Here is a 16191-nt window from a genome sequence, read left to right on the forward strand (position 1 = left end):
TATCGCGCTGAGAGGAAATGGCAAAAGCAATGAGCGGACAAAAACCTGTGACACCTTCGCCTGATGGCTTGGCTGCATCAGTCAAAGCGACCAAAACCAAGGGTTTGCCTCCCGTTCACCTTTGGAATCCTCCGTTTTGCGGCGATCTGGACATCCGGATCGCAAAAGATGGCACATGGAGTTATTTAGGGTCGCCCATCAACCGGTTCGAGCTTGTGAAGCTTTTTTCCTCAATTCTTAAGAAAGAAGACGGGAAGTACTTCCTTGTGACACCGGTCGAAAAGGTGGGAATCACCGTCGAGGATGCACCGTTCATTGCGGTCGATTTCGACTTGGAAGGCGAAGGGACGACCCAAACCCTGTCCTTTACCACCCATGTTGGCGATGTGGCGACGGCCGGGTCAGACCATCCGATCCGAATTGTCACCGATCCGGACACAGAAGAACCATCACCCTACATATTGATACGCGCAAACCTCGAGGCACGGATCGACCGCAAAAGCTTCTACCGCCTCGTGGACATCGCCGAACACAAGGACGACTGGTTCGGAGTCTGGTCCAGCGGGCAGTTTTTTCCGCTGATCCGATCAGGCGATCTACCGGACTAAACCCGGCGAGATGCCCGGCGATCCTGTGCCAGAACGACGGCCAGCGCGACGATACCCGCGCCCAGCGCACGGGTGCTGTTCCACTCCTCACCCAGTATCATCATGATCACCATCACGTAGAACGGTGCGATGTTGATGTGGAATGAGGACAGGGCAACACCCAGCCTTCCGACAGAAGCAATGAAAAACACCTGGCTCAGCCCCATTGATATGAGTGCATAAATCACCAACATCCCGGCTTGTTGCATGTCAAAAGCGGTTGAGGGCATGAAATCCATTCCAAATAGCGCCGCTCCGGACAGCAGAACCGAGGCCATGACCAAACCTCCGATAAAGGTAATCGTGGCTCGGCCAGTCTGGCTCAATTCAGGAAAATCCCGCGCTGTTGCCATGCTGGCCCAGCAGAACAGGCCGGTCGATGCAATTGCAAGAGCAGCACCAAGGCCCAATTGCGCCGGTGCCACTGCACTTGTTGCAATCAACCCACCGACAATCGACACCAGCACACCTAAAGCGAAATTCCTGCTCAACCGTCGCGTGCCCGCAGTCAACTCCAACAAAGTCGCCGTCAGCGGCGCACAAGATGCGATGATCGCCACTGTCACCGGATCGGTCACCTTCTGCGCCACGATCAATAGGATCATGCCCAGACCGATCCCAAAGCCGCCAACCACCATCGCGCGCATCCATCGGGCATTCAGCACCCTGCGCGGCCCGTCGATCAACAGCCAGATAGGAACCATCACCGCCACCGCCAGAGCAAGCCGTGCCGCGAACAACGCCACGGGAGGCCAGGTCTGCAAGAGCACCTCGGCCGCGGGAAATCCTGCCGCCCATGTGAGCATCGACGCCACAGCCAAACCGTTTCCGGACAAGGCCGAATTCCCGCCTGCAGACATCGAAAGAGCGTTCCCGCGCGCGGGGTCAGGGCTCATCGCCATTGTGATCAAACCTTCTGTAGGCACGGCGCGCAAGAATGATTCGCCGCGTTTCTACAAACGTCTCTGATTCACATCGGGCGATCTGGTCGATTTTCGACAATCTGTCGTTTTTGGTCCCCTTCCCCAAAAAACGCTGCACCGTTATGGTCCGGCCGACAACTGCCCGAGACCACGCATGCCCAAATTCGCCGCCAATATCTCACTGCTCTTTGCCGAGCTGCCGTATCTTGAGCGTTTCCAGGCGGCGGCAGAGGCCGGGTTCAAAGCGGTCGAGATTCTTTTTCCCTATGAATTGGCCGCCAAGGAAACCCGCCGCGCCCTGCTGGCCAACGGGCTGGAGCTGGTGCTGATCAACGCGCCACCGCCGAATTACACGGGCGGAGAACCCGGCTATGCCGTCGTTCCCGGAGGAGAATCGCGTTTCCAATCCGATATCCGCCGCGTCCTGCGCTATGCCGAAGTCCTGCGACCGGGTCTGATCCACATCATGTCAGGTTACGCCACCGGTTCCGAAGCGCAGGATCGTTTCGTGCATAACCTGCAGTGGGCTGCCGATTTTGCTCCACAACAGCAGTTTACAATCGAACCGCTCAACCCGTTATCGCAACCCGGCTACTTCCTGAATGATTACGATCTCGCGGCGCGGGTGCTCGACCGCGTAAACCGCCCAAATGTCGGATTGCAATATGACAGTTTCCACGCCCATTTGATCCACGGGGATGCACAAGCCGTCTGGGATCGCTTTCACCCGCGAATTGTTCATGCTCAAATCGGCGCCGCGCCTGACCGAACGGAACCGGGAAACGGGCCGACGGATTTCCAGACTCTGTTCTCGGCCATCGACGCCACAGGCTATGCCGGTTGGGTCAGTGCCGAATACACGCCGTCGACGCCACGAACACCCGACAGCCTTGACTGGATGCGGGTATAGCACTGGAAATTCAACTGAAAATACGGCACATCAAGGATATCTCGACCACTAGGAAGCCCAATATGATCCCTTCCCGCTATGCACGCGCCATATTCAGCCTGATCATGTCGGGCCTCATGTCCTGCATCGTGACCGGCATCGCGACGGTAAAGGCCATCGGGTTCAGCCCCAGCACGGTCGGAGACTGGCTGGCATCTTGGGCCTTTTGCTGGCCCATCGCATTCACGGTAATCCTGTTACTTGGCCCTTCTGTGCAACGGTTGGTCAATCGCATGGTCAGTCCACAGGACTGACCCGCTGCAAAGAGGGCCCGCCGGGCCTGATGAACAGCGCCTTGCTTAATGCGCCTCGGCCCAATTGGCCCCCTGCCCGGCATCCACGCTCAGCTTCACATCCAGTTTCACTGCCGGGTCCGAGGCGCCTTCCATCACGTCGCGCGCCACGTTGATCACCTGGTCCACCGAGTTTTCGGCCACTTCGAACAGCAATTCGTCATGAACTTGCAGCAGCATCTTTGCGGGCAACCCGTTGATCGCATCCGGCATCCGCACCATCGCGCGCCGGATCACATCCGCTGCAGTGCCCTGAATCGGTGCATTGATCGCTGCCCGGCGCGAGAACCCGGCATGCGGACCCTTGGCGTTGATTTCAGGCGTATGGATCTTGCGTCCGAACAGAGTTTGGACATAGCCATGCTCTTTGGCAAACGCGACGGTGTCGTCCATATAGCGGCGAATACCCGGAAACCGTTCAAAATACCGGTCGATGAATCCTTGCGCCTCGGCCCGTGGAATACGCAGGTTGCGTGCCAGACCAAAGCCCGAAATACCATAAATTACACCAAAGTTGATCGCTTTGGCCTGTCGGCGGATGTCCGGTGTCATTTCGTCCAGCGGCACATCAAACATCTCGGATGCCGTCATGGCGTGAATGTCCAAACCATCCGAAAATGCCTGTTTCAGAGCCGAAATATCAGCGATATGCGCCAGAATGCGCAACTCGATCTGGCTATAGTCGAGGCTGACCAGCACATTCCCTGGCTCGGCAATAAACGCCTCACGAATACGGCGGCCTTCTTCAGTCCGCACGGGAATGTTCTGTAGGTTCGGATCGGTCGAAGCCAGACGACCCGTATTGGCTCCGGTGATCGAATAAGACGTATGCACCCGGCCAGTATCCGGGTTGATATGGGTCTGCAGCGCGTCCGTATAGGTCGATTTCAACTTGGACAGCTGCCGCCAGTCCAGCACCCGACGCGGTAGTTCGTGCTCGGTTGCCAGGTCCTCAAGGATGTCGGCACCTGTGGAATACTTCCCGGTTTTACCCTTCTTGCCGCCTTCAAGGCCCATCTTGTCGAACAGGATCTCACCCAGCTGAGCAGGCGAGCCAACATTGAAGTTCTCACCCGCCAGTTCATGAATTTCAGCCTCTAATCCGGCCATTTTTTGCGCAAACGCGTTCGACATGCGGCTTAGCACATCGCGGTCAACCTTGATGCCATGCATCTCCATCTCGGCCAGAACCGGGACCAGCGGACGTTCCAACGTCTCATAAACCGTGGTCACCTGCACCTGATGCAGCTGCGGCTTGAACAGCTTCCACAGGCGCAGCGTGATGTCGGCATCCTCCGCGGCATAGGCGGTGGCCTCGTCAATTGGTACTTTGTCGAAGGTGATCGCCGACTTGCCCGAGCCCAGCAGCGGCTTGATCGGGATCGGCGTGTGGCTCAGGTAGCGTTCGGACAGCGTATCCATACCGTGCCCATGCTCGCCCCCATGCATGGCATAGGACATCAGCATCGTGTCATCGATCGGGGCCACGTCGACGCCGTAACGCTTAAATATCTTGGCGTCGTATTTCATGTTCTGCCCGATTTTCAGGATCGACGGGTCCTCAAGCATCGGTTTCAGCAGGGTTAGAGCCTCATCCAGCGACATCTGACCCTCGGCCAGAGCATCCGAACCGAACAGATCATCCGCCGCTCCCTCGCGGTGTGTCAGCGGGATGTAGCAGGCCTCACCGACTTCCACACACAAGGAAATGCCAACCAAATCGGCGATCATTTCGTTCAGCCCGGTGGTTTCCGTATCAACGGCCACCCAACCCCGTTCATAGGCCTGATCGATCCATTTCTGCAGCACCCCTGCGTCCCGTACACATTCGTATTTGGACGCATCAAACGGCAAGGCCTCGGCCTCTTCCACCTCGGCAGCCGGCGCAGGGGCATCGGCGATCACCGGGGCTTCGGCGCCCAACTTGTCAGCGATCCGTTTGGTCAGGGTGCGGAACTCCATCTCAGCCAGGAACCCCAACAGGGTCTCGGCATCCGGGTCCTTCACCTCCAGATCATCCAGCGTGAAATCCAGCGGTGTGTTTTCGTCTAACTGCACCAGCTTTTTCGACAGCTCGATCTGGTCGCGCTTCTCCAGCAGGGTTTGACGGCGCTTGGGCTGCTTGATTTCCTCCGCACGATCCAGAAGCGTTTCAAGATCGCCGTATTCGTTGATCAATAGCGCCGCCGTTTTCACGCCAATCCCCGGCGCGCCCGGCACGTTATCCACCGAATCTCCGGCCAAGGCCTGAACATCGACCACTCGTTCCGGCCCCACGCCGAATTTCTCGAACACGCCATCGCGGTCGATGCGCTTGTTCTTCATCGCATCCAGCATTTCTACGCCGCCGCCGACCAGCTGCATCAGGTCTTTATCCGAGCTAACGATGGTGACGCGCCCACCCGCATCACGCGCCTGCACAGCGAGAGTGGCAATGATGTCGTCGGCCTCATAGCCCTCAAGCTCTTTGCAAGCGATGTTGAAGGCTTTCGTCGCCTCGCGCGTCAGCGGCATCTGCGGACGCAAGTCCTCGGGCATAGCCTCACGGTTGGCTTTGTAGAGATCGTAAAGATCGTTGCGGAACGTATGTGACCCCTTGTCGAAGATCACAGCCACATGGGTCGGTGCGTCCGGCCCGGCATTTCCTTCGACATATTTCTGCAACATATTGCAGAATCCGGAAACGGCTCCGATCGGCAACCCATCTGATTTTCGCGTCAGAGGCGGAAGGGCGTGGTAGGCCCGAAAGATAAAGGCTGATCCGTCGATCAGATGCAGATGGCATCCTTTTCCGAAATTCGTGGTCATCTTGCGCCCTCTCCCGATCCGATCCGACAACACTATTGCCACGAGCGCGACAGTAGAACCACCCGCACCACAGCCTCAAACTTCATCTTTTCAAAAATACTCAATGCCCCGTGCGGACAACGCACTCAGGCTTCGGCCTCACGCCCTGCCAGCACGTATTTGCAGTCGCAATAGGGGCACTCGACCCAGCCGGCATCCTCGGGAATCTGAAGCCAAACACGCGGATGGCCCAATGCGCCTTCACCGCCATCACAGGCAACACGGGTGGTTTCCACGATCTTGGTTTCCGGCGCTTCGATTGTCACGGCTGGCGATCCTTCTTCGGTTGTCGGCCTCGTGGGCATGTATTAGGTGCGTTTATGAGCGATGAGCAAACCGGGGGCAAGGGTCACATGAGCGATGCGGCAATCAGGATCGAAGGGCTTCGCAAGACCTACCGGGGCAGCAAGGGCCAGCCCGAAAAGCACGCGCTGAAAGGAATTGACCTCAGCGTTCCGCGCGGTTCGGTCTTTGGCCTGTTGGGGCCGAACGGAGCCGGGAAATCAACCCTGATCAACATTCTGGCCGGTTTGGTAGTAAAATCGGCGGGCAACGTGTCGATCTGGGGGTTCGATCAGGACCAGAACCCACGCCAGTCCCGCGCAGCGATAGGTGTGATGCCGCAGGAACTGAACCTCGATCCATTCTTCACCCCACGCGGCGCGTTGGAGGTGCAGGCCGGCCTTTACGGCGTGCCAAAGGCGCAGCGCCGCAGCGATCAGATACTCGAACTGGTTGGTCTCAGCGACAAGGCCGAGGCCTATGCCCGCACCCTGTCCGGCGGGATGCGGCGGCGGTTGCTTCTGGCCAAGGCGCTGGTCCATCACCCAAAGATTCTGGTGTTGGACGAACCCACGGCAGGCGTGGATATCGAACTGCGCCAGATGCTCTGGGCCAATGTGCGCAAGCTGAATGAACAGGGCATGACCATCATCCTGACCACCCATTATCTGGAAGAAGCGCAGGAGATGTGCGACGAAATCGCCATCATCAACCACGGCGAAAAGATAGCGCAGGACAGCACCGCGAACCTGCTGGGCCGCATGGACAGCCGGACGATGGTCATCTCGCCCGACAGCCCGGTTGTTAATCTGCCGACAACGGACGGCGTCGAGACCACCCTGCGCGACGATGGCAATCTGGTGCTGCAATATCACAGCGCCGAGACCAGCGCCGAGCAGGTGCTGGAATCCGTCCGCGCCGCGGGTATTCGCATTCGCGACGTTCGAACCGAGGAAGCCGATCTCGAAGATGTCTTCCTCGCCCTGACGTCGTCTCGCGCGGATGAACCCGCCGAGGATCAGGACCAGCCGCGCCGGGGGATGCACCGGGTCAAGCTCTAGGCGCGATCGATTCGCGCCTGATAGCAATTGTTCCGGGCTGACCGGACATGGATATAGGTCACTTCCGGACGGGCAAAGATATCCCTGACTTTCGCGTCAATCTGGTCCGTGGGCGTGATGGATCCGGTGCCATAGACGATCCGGTCATCCTTTCCGTAACCTTTGATCAGATAATCGGGCGAGGCGGTCAGTATCTCGGGCAATGCGTCCCCGTCGTAGCGTTCACACGGTTTGGCGCACAGAAAGATCGGACCGGTTTCTGCATAAGGATGTGTCTCTAAAAAAGGTCGATAGGCCAATATCAGCATTTCCTGCCCCTGGGGGATATTCCGCAAGCAATGGCGGCAGGGATTACCTTCGCCCGATGCAACGGCACGCTCGGGCGCAGCACCATAGGCATCCGGCCCTCCGGACTGAAGGGCGCGCACGTCTGCGGTTGGCAGCGCGGTGATCTTGAACATATCGGGTCTCCTTTTTCTGCTGACCTTGCCCATCGCCTCAATTCCAAGCGACCCGTTTCCTGCGCAAAGGACTCGAAAAAGAACAAAACGTGAATATAATAGGGAATCGCCATGTATGCCGAGCTGTCGATCACGTCGAACTTCACCTTTCTCACCGGGGCCTCGCACCCCGAGGAGTACATGGAGCGTGCCGTCACCCTCGGTCTGCCCGCCATCGCGGTTGCCGATGACAATTCGGTCGCCGGGATCGTGCGCGCCCATACCCAAGGGCGCGAGATCGCCCGCAAAGTGCGCGAACGGCTAGAGTGGGAGGCACAGAACACATCGATCGGTCCGCCCTGCCCCGATCACATCCCCAAACCGCCTTCATACCCGATCCACGCGGTGCCGCGCCTGATCCCGGCAGCGCGGCTGATCTTTACCGATGCGCCCACCGTCACCGCCCTGCCCCTGAACCGACAGGGCTGGGGGAACCTGTGCCGCATCCTGTCCAACGGCCGCCTGCGCGCCGAGAAAGGCGACTGCATCCTACACCTATCCGACCTGCTGGAGTTTTCCGACGGCCTCCACCTGCTGCTCTGGCCACAGGCAGACCGGTCAAAGGGCGGCGCGAGCGCGTGGCGGACACAGGCGCAACAGCTGACGCGCCGCTTTGGCGGGCAGATGCATCTGTTGATGCACCCTCGATATGATGGCACAGATGGTACGTATTTCTTATTATTAGAGACTGAATCCAAGCAACTCGACATCCCCACCCTCGCCAGCGCCGCGCCAATGATGCATCACGGCACCCGCCGCAAGCTGGCGGATGTGCTGACCGCCATCCGCCTGCGCCGCAAGGTCGATGATCTAGGCCGCGAGGCGCTGGCCAATGGCGAACAACGCCTGCGTTCGGAATCCGAAATGCTGCGTATCTTCAAGGGGCATGAGGGCGCCGTTGCCCGCGCCCACGCGCTCAGCGAAGACCTCAGATTTTCACTCGACGAGCTGCGTTATGAATATCCCAGCGAGGGCAGCGAGCAGGAAACCCCGACCGAACGCCTGCACCGTCTGGCGCATGAGGGGTTGAAATGGCGCTATCCGGCTGGTGCGTCCGAGAAGGCCAAAAAAATGCTGGCCCATGAACTCACCCTGATCGGCAAGCTGAAATACGAACCCTATTTCCTGACGGTCCGCGATATCGTCCATTTCGCCCGGTCGCGCGGTATTCTCTGTCAGGGGCGTGGCTCGGCAGCCAATTCGGTGGTCTGTTTCTGCCTCGGTATCACCGAGGTCAGCCCCGAGATGGGCACAATGGTCTTCGAACGCTTTGTCTCCGAGGCGCGCGACGAGCCACCTGACATCGACGTCGATTTCGAACATGAACGGCGTGAAGAGGTGATCCAGCACATCTACGAGCGCTATGGCCGCCACCGCGCGGGTCTCTGCGCCACTGTCATCCACTATCGCGGCAAGCGCGCCATCCGCGAGGTCGGCCGCGCCATGGGCCTGACCGAAGACACCATCTCGGCGCTGTCATCGCAGCTTTGGGGGTTCTTCTCAGCTACCGGTCTTGAAGCGGAACGTATGCGCGAGATTGGTCTCGACCCCGAGGATCGACGCCTGAAACAGACCCTAATGCTGGTTTATGAGATCAACGGTTTCCCCCGCCACCTCTCGCAGCATGTCGGTGGCTTCATCATCACCGAGGGGCGGCTGGACGAACTTGTCCCCATCGAAAACGCCACCATGGAGGAACGCACGGTCATCTGCTGGGACAAAGACGATATCGACTCGTTGGGCATTCTGAAGGTCGATGTCCTCAGCCTCGGGATGCTCACCTGCATCCGCAAGGCGTTCGATCTGATCGGCCAGCACCACCAGACCGCTTATACACTGGCGACCCTGCCGCCCGAGGACCCAACGGTCTATGACATGCTGTGTAAGGCGGACAGTATCGGCGTGTTCCAGGTGGAATCACGTGCACAGATGAACTTTCTGCCCCGGATGCGGCCACGCAATTTCTATGATCTGGTGATTGAGGTCGCCATTATCCGACCCGGTCCCATTCAGGGCGACATGGTCCACCCCTATATCCGCCGCCGGAACGGAGAGGAGGAGGTCAGCTTCCCCTCGGACGCGCTGGGTGAGGTATTGGGAAAAACGCTGGGCGTACCCCTGTTTCAGGAACAGGCCATGCAGATCGCCATTGTCGGCGCAGGTTTCACCCCGGAACAGGCCGACCGGCTGCGCCGGTCTCTGGCGACGTTCAAGAAACACGGCAATGTCAGCGAATTCCGCGCGCTTTTCTTACGCGGTATGAAGCGCAACGGATATGAGGGCAACTTTGCCGAGCGCTGTTTTTCACAGATCGAAGGCTTCGGCTCATACGGTTTCCCCGAAAGCCACGCGGCCAGCTTTGCGCTGCTGGTCTATGCCTCGGCCTGGATCAAATGCCACCATCCGGGCATCTTCGCCTGCGCGCTGCTGAACTCGCAGCCGATGGGGTTCTATGCCCCTGCCCAGATCGTGCGCGACGCGCGAGAACATGGCGTTCAGGTGCGCCCGGTCTGCATCAATGCCAGCTTCTGGGACAATGTGATGGAACCCGACGGCCATGGCGGGTTGGCCTTGCGGCTGGGGTTCCGCCAGATCAAAGGCTTCAGCGAGGAAGATGCCAGCTGGCTGACCGCCGCGCGCGGCAATGGCTACCATCAGGTCGACGATGTCTGGCGTCGTGCCGGGTTGGGACCGTCGGTGATCGAACGACTGGCCGAGGCCGATGCTTTCGCCGCCTGCGACCTGACCCGGCGCGAGGCGTTGTGGCAGGCCAAGGCGATTGCGACCGCGAAACCGCTGCCGCTGTTCTCGCAGGATCTGGAGGGTGAGGCGCTGGATGAGCCCGAAGCCTATCTGCCGCAGATGACGCTGGGCGAGCAGGTGGTCGAGGATTACGTGGCCACCCGCCTCAGCCTCAAGGCGCATCCGGTGGCCTTACTGCGGCATCTTCTGACGCCCGAGCCGCGCGACAAAACCACGCCTGTCGCCTGACGCCACAACCGGATATTAGCCCAAAACAGAGTCGAAATCGGTGCCTTCATGACCAGACCCACCCTGCCGCCGCGCTTCCCGGCGACACCCGATCAGATCAACGTACAGGTCCGCGCCTTTTACGCCCGGGTGCGCGAGGACACGGTGCTGGGACCGGTCTTCAACAATCATGTCACCAACTGGCCTGCGCATGAGGAGAAGATCGCCGCCTTCTGGCGCAACGCAATCCTGTTTGAACGCAGCTATGATGGTAACCCGCAGCGCGTGCATATCGAACGGCCCGACGTGAAACCTGAGATGTTCGCCCATTGGCTGGACCTGTTCGAAGAAGTCGCCACCCAAACGCTACCACCTGAAACCGCCACGCCGTGGGTCGCATTGGCTCGTCGCATCGGCGCGGGGATGAAGGCCGGTGTTCAATCGGCGCGCCAGCCAAAGAATGCACCGCCGATCCTGAGTTGACCCCACAACATAGCGGCTTTGCAATGTTAGCGGTAAAATAGGGGCTATGCGGGCTGGCCAAATCGGTTTACTCAGAGGCAAGACAGCCCCTGTGCGCTGCCCCTTCACACCGACACATCACCCGAGGCCGATCCATGAGCACTCAGAACACCACCCTCCGGGGCCTTGGCTATGCGTTTGCGGGTTTTGCCGTCTTTGCCAGCCATGACGCGCTGATTAAAGTGCTGGGCGGCACCTATTCGGTGATGCAGATCATCTTTTTCGCCACGCTGTTTTCCTTTGTACCAATGGCGGTGACGATCCTGACTGATCGAACCACCGGGAACTTCCTGCCGCATCACCCGTGGTTGGTGCTGCTACGCTCGGCGCTGATGGTTTTGGCCATGGTCTGCGCCTTCTACGCTTTCTCGGTGCTGCCGCTGGCCGAGGTCTATTCACTGCTGTTTTCTTTCCCGCTGATCGTCACGGTCCTGTCGATCCCAATTTTGGGTGAAGTCGTCCGCGCTCAGCGATGGGCAGCCGTTGGCGTTGGCCTGATCGGCGTTCTGATCGTTCTGCGCCCCGGAGCAACGGATATCACGCTGGGCCACCTTGCCGCCCTGACGGCAGCGTTTTGCAGCGCCTTTGCGTCTGTTCTGGTCCGCAAGATCGGGAATGAAGAACGCTCGGCCGTGCTGATCCTGTACCCGATGTTGCTGGCCATCGTGGTAATGAGCCTGCTGCAACCCGCCGTCTACCAACCGCCGTCACTACTGCATCTGGCGATGATGGCGCTGGTGGGCGTGTTTTCGGTCATCGCCCAGCATCTGATCATCCTGGCCTATCGCGCAGCCCCCGCCGGGGTGGTCGCCCCCAGCCAGTACAGCCAAATTATCTGGGCCACGTTGTTCGGAATGATATTCTTTGGCGAAACGCCTGATATCTGGGTTGCGGTCGGGGCCAGTATCATTATCGCATCCGGTGTGTTTGTTGTCTGGCGCGAGAGCCGGGCCAATACTTCGTCGGTCAATACTCCGGTTCTGCGAGTCCGGTCTCCGCGATCGGACACCGGCGCTACACGGCCTGGGAAATAAGAAACGGCGCGCCATACAGCGCGCCGCCCTCGAAAATCTTCGGTTTAGAGCCTTAGTAGACGACAACCGAACGGATGCTTTCGCCCTTATGCATCAGGTTGAAACCATGGTTGATGTCGTCCAAGCCCATGGTGTGGGTGATCATCGGGTCGATCTCGATTTTGCCGTCCATGTACCAGTCAACGATCTTGGGCACGTCGGTCCGCCCCCGCGCGCCGCCAAAGGCGGTGCCGCGCCACGACCGGCCGGTGACCAGCTGGAACGGACGGGTCGAAATCTCGGCCCCCGCAGGCGCAACACCGATGATGATCGATTCACCCCAGCCCTTATGCGCCGATTCCAGCGCGTCGCGCATCACGCCGACATTGCCGGTGGCGTCAAAGGTATAGTCCGCACCGCCCTTGGTCAGGTTGACCAGATAGGGGACCAGGTCGCCTTCGACCTCTTTGGGGTTCACGAAGTCGGTCATGCCGAACTTGGTGGCCATTTCTACTTTGGACGGGTTCAGGTCGACACCAACGATCTGATCGGCCCCGGCCAAACGCAGGCCCTGGATCACGTTCAGGCCGATGCCACCCAGACCGAACACGATGGCACGGCTGCCGATTTCCACCTTGGCGGTGTTGATCACCGCACCGATGCCGGTTGTGACACCGCAGCCGATGTAACAGATCTTGTCGAACGGTGCGTCCTCACGCACTTTGGCCAGCGCGATTTCCGGCAGAACCGTGTGGTTCGAAAAGGTCGAGCAGCCCATGTAATGCAGGATCGGATCTCCATCCAGCGTCGAAAAGCGAGAGGTCCCGTCAGGCATCAGACCCTGACCCTGCGTTGAGCGGATCGCCTGACACAGGTTGGTTTTGGGATGCAGACAGTACTCACACTCACGGCATTCCGGAGTGTAAAGCGGGATCACGTGATCGCCGGGCTTCAGGCTGGTTACGCCCGGGCCGACCTCAACTACGACGCCTGCACCTTCATGGCCCAGAATCGCGGGAAACAAGCCCTCGGGATCTGCACCCGACAGGGTGAATTCATCGGTGTGGCAGATACCGGTGGCTTTGATTTCCACCAGAACCTCGCCCGCCTTAGGGCCTTCGAGGTTCACATCCATCACTTCCAAAGGTTTGCCCGCCTGAATGGCGACGGCGGCACGGGTACGCATATCTTTGTCTCCCTGTCTTCTTTGACCTGACCCTGCGTCAAACGCAGGGTATTTTCAACTGCGCTTTGGTGACAGATTGGCTAATGATTTGATATTGCAGAAACGACATTGCCGCAAAGAGGAACGCCAATGCGCCGTTTTATCCCAGTTTTGATCCTGCTGACCGCCTGTGCCGAGACGCCGCCCACGCCCGATGATACCCGTCTTGCGCCCGAAGCGGCACCGGTTGATCTGGCCGTTTGCCTTGGCGATCCGTTTGCCGATTCCATCGGTCAGCCGGTGTCGGCCATTCAGGCTGCGCTGCCCGAGCGGTCACGGGTTCTCGGGCCGGACGATATTGCCACGCAGGATTACCGCATCGACCGGCTGAACGTTTACGTCGATGACGCCGGGATCATTCAGCGCCTGACCTGCGGGTAAGCGTGGACTCAGGGCATGATTCTACGGTAAGAACAAAATGGGAACATTTTGATGTCTGCCGATGCCCAAACGCCGAATACTCTCACTGTGGTTCCCCCGTCTGGGGGCTGAACGGCTGGTCCGCGCTGCGCGGGGCCTGCAGGATGGACCTTTGGCCGTGGTGGCCGAACAGTCGAACATGCAGGTCATCACCTCTCTGAATACCGAGGCCCACGCTGCCGGTTTGCGCGTCGGTCAACCGGTGCGTGACGCCCATGCCATGTGTGCGGCGCTGGTAACGCGCCCCCGCAACGCCCCGGCCGAGGCCGCGTTCCTGACCGCTTTGCGCCGCTGGGCGGGGAAGTTCAGCCCGTGGGTGGCCGAAGAAGTCCCCGATGGTTTGATCGTCGACCTGTCGGGCTGCGCGCATCTGTTCGGCGGGGAAGAGGCCTTGTTGAGCGTGCTTGAGACCGACTGCGCCGATATGGGGTTGAGCGTGCAGATGGGCATTGCCGACACGCTGGGCGCGGCCTGGGCACTGGCGCGCTATGCCGGGCAAGAGGCCACATCGGATCGCAACGGCGACGCCATCAGCCAAGAGGCTCGCGCCACCCGTGCCCGCGCCACCAAGCGGCGGCACTGGACCAAAGGTGGCGCCGCGCCGCAGGTGATGGCCTTGGGCGGCGGCGCACGGATTGCAGCGCCGGGGCAGTCTTATGGCGCACTCAGCCCCCTGCCCATTGCGGCGCTGCGGCTGGAGGATCAGGTGGTGGCGCAGCTGAACCGGCTGGGTCTGCGCCGGATCGGCGATCTGCTAGGCCAACCGCGTGCCTCTCTGGCACGGCGCTTCGGGCGGGGGCTGGTGCTACGGCTGGATCAGGCGATGGGCAGCGCGCCCGAGCCGGTCTCACCCGCCCGCCCGCCGCATCACTTTGCGGTGCGGATGACCCTGCCCAACCCGATCGGCCTGATCGAAGATGTGATGGCCGCGATCGACCGGATTCTGCCGACGCTCTGCGCCAAACTGGAAGAGAAAGGCCGCGGCGTCCGCACCCTGCGGCTCGAGGCGCATCGCGCCGATCAGGCCGCCGAGATCATTGAGGTCGGGTTGGCCCGCCCGACTTATGACAAACACCGTATTCGGCCTTTGTTAGAGATGAAAATCAACCAGATCGATGCCGGCTATGGCATCGACATGCTGCGGCTTGAGGCGACCCAGACCGAACCTATCCACGCCCGCACGATGGCTGGCCATGCCGAGGCCCGCCGCGTTGGCCGCGAGCGGTTGGAGGGCAATACAGGCGTGGACGATCTGATCGGCAAGCTGGGTGCCCGGGTGGGGCTGGAGGCGATTACAAGGCTACACCCGGCGGCATCACATATCCCCGAGAAAACCGCGCAGATACTGGCGGCGGCCTGGTCGGAACCGGCCCGTGACTGGCCCGCCCCGCCGCGCCCGCGCCCCCTGCAGATGTGGCAGCCCGAACCGGTGATAGCCCCGGAAACCCCGGATGTACCCAGCGCCTTTCGCTGGCGCGGGCGCGACTGGCAGCTGGCGCAGGCCACCGGCCCCGAACGCATCGCCCCGGAATGGTGGCTGGACGACCCCAACTGGCGCAGCGGCGTGCGCGATTACTGGGTGGTGGTGACCGAACAGGGGGAACGGCTGTGGCTGTTCTACGGCCATGGTGGCACCATGTCGGCGGGCTGGTTTTGTCAGGGGCAATTTGGCTGAATTGAGCCTTTAGGATCTATTTTCCGCGGTAGACTAACCAGTCCGGCAGGTAATCCAGCAACCAGATCACCCAGGAAAACGGCGCCGGGAAATTAGTGCGGAAGCGGCGGCGTAACATTGCTTTGACCACCCGATCCGCCGCGTCTTCGGGTGTCATCAGCATCGGCATCTTGAAATTGTTCTTATCGGTCAGACGAGTCTTAATGAAACCCGGATTGACGATCCGCACCGTCACCCCCGTGCCAGCCAGATCGAACCGCATGGTTTCCGCCAGTGAAACCAGCGCCGCCTTGCTGGACGCATACCCCACCGCTGCTGGCAGTCCACGATAACCGGACAGTGACCCGATCAGCGTGATATCCCCCCGGCCCTCACGGACAAAGCCCGGCACCGTTTCGCCCAGAACCCGCAGCGCGCCGGTATAGTTCACGTCGGCCATTGCCAAAACGGCCTCGGTATCCCAATCCCCCGTACGCATCGGCTCATAGGCCCCGGCGTTATAAACAAGCCCATCGATTTCACCGACTTCACTCACGGCGCGGCGCACTGTGTCCAGATCGGTCACGTCACAAGGTACAGCCTGAGCGTTTGGTAGCGTGGCACATATCTCGACCAAGCGGTCGGCATTACGGGCAGACAGGATCAGATGCGCGCCCTGGCGGCTTAGCGCCTCGGCCAACGCCCGGCCCAGCCCTTCGCTGGCACCGATGATCCAGTAGGTTTTTCCCTCAAATCTGCTCATGCCCCGGCCATTCCAGTTGTGATGCGGGTTTTTACGGCCGAAGCACATGGCTGGATCACATCGCCAGACGGCACAACATAGGTCATTTGCGAAAAACTTCTAATTCGATTGATCCACCCCCG

At 60.1% G+C, this 16191-nt stretch carries 15 protein-coding genes; 9 read left to right on the forward strand and 6 right to left on the reverse strand.

Annotated elements, in window-relative coordinates:
- Positions 1–29 precede the first annotated feature (29 nt).
- Positions 30–608: a DUF1285 domain-containing protein gene (locus tag GOW93_RS05635; RefSeq protein ID WP_170382148.1), complete on the forward strand. Its 579-nt coding sequence runs from the start codon at positions 30–32 to the stop codon at positions 606–608.
- On the opposite strand, the gene GOW93_RS05640 is transcribed toward GOW93_RS05635, so the two are convergent.
- Positions 605–1549: a DMT family transporter gene (locus GOW93_RS05640; protein ID WP_254443472.1), complete on the reverse strand. Its 945-nt coding sequence runs from the start codon at positions 1547–1549 to the stop codon at positions 605–607. The two genes, GOW93_RS05635 and GOW93_RS05640, sit on opposite strands and share 4 nt — an antisense overlap.
- A gap of 175 nt (positions 1550–1724) precedes the next feature.
- On the opposite strand from GOW93_RS05640, the gene GOW93_RS05645 reads away from it, so the two are divergent.
- Both GOW93_RS05645 and GOW93_RS05650 read left to right on the forward strand, forming a co-directional pair.
- Entirely contained in the window at positions 1725–2480 is a 756-nt protein-coding gene (locus GOW93_RS05645; protein ID WP_170382149.1) for a hydroxypyruvate isomerase family protein, read from the forward strand.
- 62 nt (positions 2481–2542) lie between these two features.
- Positions 2543–2773, forward strand: coding sequence for a DUF2798 domain-containing protein (locus GOW93_RS05650; protein ID WP_170382150.1), 231 nt, complete (start codon positions 2543–2545; stop codon positions 2771–2773).
- 45 nt (positions 2774–2818) lie between these two features.
- Here GOW93_RS05650 and polA read toward each other — a convergent pair whose 3' ends face one another.
- Positions 2819–5620 (reverse strand): DNA polymerase I, encoded by a 2802-nt coding sequence (gene polA, locus GOW93_RS05655; RefSeq protein ID WP_170382151.1) that lies wholly within the window; start codon positions 5618–5620, stop codon positions 2819–2821.
- A 125-nt stretch (positions 5621–5745) separates the two neighbouring features.
- Complete coding sequence (locus GOW93_RS05660) at positions 5746–5925, reverse strand: zinc-finger domain-containing protein (RefSeq protein ID WP_170382152.1); 180 nt, start codon at positions 5923–5925, stop codon at positions 5746–5748.
- 87 nt (positions 5926–6012) lie between these two features.
- Between GOW93_RS05660 and GOW93_RS05665 the strand changes: the two genes are divergently transcribed.
- On the forward strand, positions 6013–7002 hold the full coding sequence (locus tag GOW93_RS05665) for an ABC transporter ATP-binding protein (protein ID WP_170382519.1): 990 nt from the start codon (positions 6013–6015) through the stop codon (positions 7000–7002).
- Here GOW93_RS05665 and GOW93_RS05670 read toward each other — a convergent pair.
- Positions 6999–7463, reverse strand: coding sequence for a DUF1203 domain-containing protein (locus GOW93_RS05670; protein ID WP_170382153.1), 465 nt, complete (start codon positions 7461–7463; stop codon positions 6999–7001). The genes GOW93_RS05665 and GOW93_RS05670 overlap by 4 nt on opposite strands.
- Before the next feature lie 111 nt (positions 7464–7574).
- Between GOW93_RS05670 and GOW93_RS05675 the strand changes: the two genes are divergently transcribed.
- From GOW93_RS05675 to GOW93_RS05685, 3 genes are all read left to right on the forward strand, one after another.
- Positions 7575–10493, forward strand: coding sequence for an error-prone DNA polymerase (locus GOW93_RS05675; RefSeq protein ID WP_170382154.1), 2919 nt, complete (start codon positions 7575–7577; stop codon positions 10491–10493).
- 48 nt (positions 10494–10541) lie between these two features.
- Positions 10542–10955 (forward strand): group III truncated hemoglobin, encoded by a 414-nt coding sequence (locus GOW93_RS05680; RefSeq protein WP_170382155.1) that lies wholly within the window; start codon positions 10542–10544, stop codon positions 10953–10955.
- 134 nt (positions 10956–11089) lie between these two features.
- Positions 11090–12028, forward strand: coding sequence for a DMT family transporter (locus GOW93_RS05685; protein ID WP_170382156.1), 939 nt, complete (start codon positions 11090–11092; stop codon positions 12026–12028).
- 52 nt (positions 12029–12080) lie between these two features.
- Here the strand turns inward: GOW93_RS05685 and GOW93_RS05690 are convergent, their stop codons facing one another.
- A complete protein-coding gene (locus GOW93_RS05690) occupies positions 12081–13193 on the reverse strand; it encodes an S-(hydroxymethyl)glutathione dehydrogenase/class III alcohol dehydrogenase (protein WP_170382157.1) in 1113 nt (370 codons plus the stop codon).
- 129 nt (positions 13194–13322) lie between these two features.
- On the opposite strand from GOW93_RS05690, the gene GOW93_RS05695 reads away from it, so the two are divergent.
- Together GOW93_RS05695 and GOW93_RS05700 are read left to right on the forward strand one after the other, a co-directional pair.
- Positions 13323–13613, forward strand: a complete 291-nt coding sequence (locus GOW93_RS05695) for an I78 family peptidase inhibitor (RefSeq protein WP_170382158.1) — start codon at positions 13323–13325, stop codon at positions 13611–13613.
- 61 nt (positions 13614–13674) lie between these two features.
- A complete protein-coding gene (locus GOW93_RS05700; RefSeq protein WP_170382159.1) occupies positions 13675–15327 on the forward strand; it encodes a DUF6504 family protein in 1653 nt (550 codons plus the stop codon).
- Positions 15328–15343: 16 nt separating this feature from the next.
- On the opposite strand, the gene GOW93_RS05705 is transcribed toward GOW93_RS05700, so the two are convergent.
- Positions 15344–16069, reverse strand: a complete 726-nt coding sequence (locus tag GOW93_RS05705) for an SDR family NAD(P)-dependent oxidoreductase (RefSeq protein ID WP_170382160.1) — start codon at positions 16067–16069, stop codon at positions 15344–15346.
- Between the last annotated feature and the right edge of the window lie 122 nt (positions 16070–16191).

The organism is Ruegeria atlantica (assembly GCF_013032455.1).
In the GTDB taxonomy this organism is placed as follows: Bacteria; Pseudomonadota; Alphaproteobacteria; order Rhodobacterales; family Rhodobacteraceae; genus Ruegeria; species Ruegeria atlantica_B.